Source organism: Paenibacillus sp. P4_A7, assembly GCF_056402455.1.
On sequence record NZ_JBFUHJ010000779.1, the window covers coordinates 1 to 1,282 of the forward strand.

Genomic DNA, 1,282 nt, shown 5'->3' on the forward strand with positions numbered 1-1,282 from the left:
TAATCGATGTGCCGTTGTAGCTCAACTGGTAGAGCAACTGACTTGTAATCAGTAGGTTGGGGGTTCAAGTCCTCTCGACGGCACCATTTTTTTGGCGGGACGTAGCTCAGCTTGGTAGAGCACCTGGTTTGGGACCAGGGGGTCGCATGTTCAAATCGTGTCGTCCCGACCATTATTTTAACAACATAACTTAAACCTTTGAATCACTAATCATGCTGTCCGAAGGACATATGATGATAGTGGTTTTTTTGTGTTTCAGTGATAGTTCAGATAAATATCAAGTTAAAGAATTAATAAGGAGTCAATTTGTGATCTTTAGAAATTGTTGATTATTTATGGCTGATGTAGGGCAATTTAAATACACAATTAACCATTGGATTCAGGTTCAATAAAAGGAGTGATCTGTTGCGAAAACATAGCATGTCGTTAATGATGATGCTGCTTACGGCAATGATTTGGAGCGCAATAAGCCCAGTTGTAGCAGACGCAGGGCCTGGCGTGTTTCACTTTGGTTTCAAGAAGAGTGTGGAAGGCAGACTACCTTCCATTAATGAAGAAGGCTTCAAGGACATTGTTACAAAATACGGAGCGCTGTTTCTCGGTGATACGAACAAGAAAGAGCTGTTCCTGACATTTGATAATGGCTATGAAAACGGCTATACGTCAAAAATTCTCGATGTACTCAGACAGAAAAATGTACCTGCAGTTTTTTTTGTGACTGGACATTATGTTAAGGATCAGCCCGAGCTGCTTAAAAGGATGGTCACGGAAGGGCATATTGTGGGTAATCATTCTTGGAGCCATCCGGATATGACTCAGCTCTCAGATGGACAGATTCAAACAGAACTCGATAAGGTAAGAGAACAAGTAGTTTTACTTACTGGACAGAAGGAAATGAAGTACCTTCGTCCGCCGAGAGGTATTTTCAGCGAAAAAGTACTTGCGGCAAGTAAGCAGCTTGGTTACACCAATGTATTCTGGTCAGTTGCCTATAAGGACTGGGATGTGAATGCGCAAAATGGCTCGCAGTACGCTTACAATCAAGTGATAAAGCAGCTTCATCCAGGTGCGATTATTCTATTGCATTCTGTCTCTAAGGATAATACTGAGGCATTAGGTCGAATCATTGATGAAGCGCGTCGTCAGGGGTATGAGTTCACTAACTTGGATCAGCTGACGATGAATTAGCAATATTCCACAAGTTAAACTGACTACGAATTTGCAAAAACCTTAGCCAATATGGTTAAGGTTTTTTGGTTTAATCTATGCATAAGTATTAGAC

The 1,282-nt window shown here is 41.3% G+C and carries 1 protein-coding gene and 2 tRNA genes; all 3 read left to right on the forward strand.

Features of this window, described 5'->3' with window-relative positions; all coding sequences use genetic code 11:
* Nucleotides 1–10: 10 nt before the first annotated feature.
* The 3 genes from AC1DWN_RS33910 (at nt 11) to pdaA (ending at nt 1,188) form a co-directional block, all read left to right on the forward strand.
* A tRNA-Thr gene (locus tag AC1DWN_RS33910) sits at nt 11–86 on the forward strand.
* Between the two features lie 9 nt (nt 87–95).
* A tRNA-Pro gene (locus tag AC1DWN_RS33915) sits at nt 96–172 on the forward strand.
* 278 nt (nt 173–450) lie between these two features.
* The gene (gene pdaA / locus AC1DWN_RS33920; RefSeq protein ID WP_477563213.1) at nt 451–1,188 is read left to right on the forward strand and encodes a delta-lactam-biosynthetic de-N-acetylase; all 738 of its coding nucleotides are present in this window, start codon (nt 451–453) and stop codon (nt 1,186–1,188) included.
* The last annotated feature ends 94 nt before the right edge of the window (nt 1,189–1,282 follow it).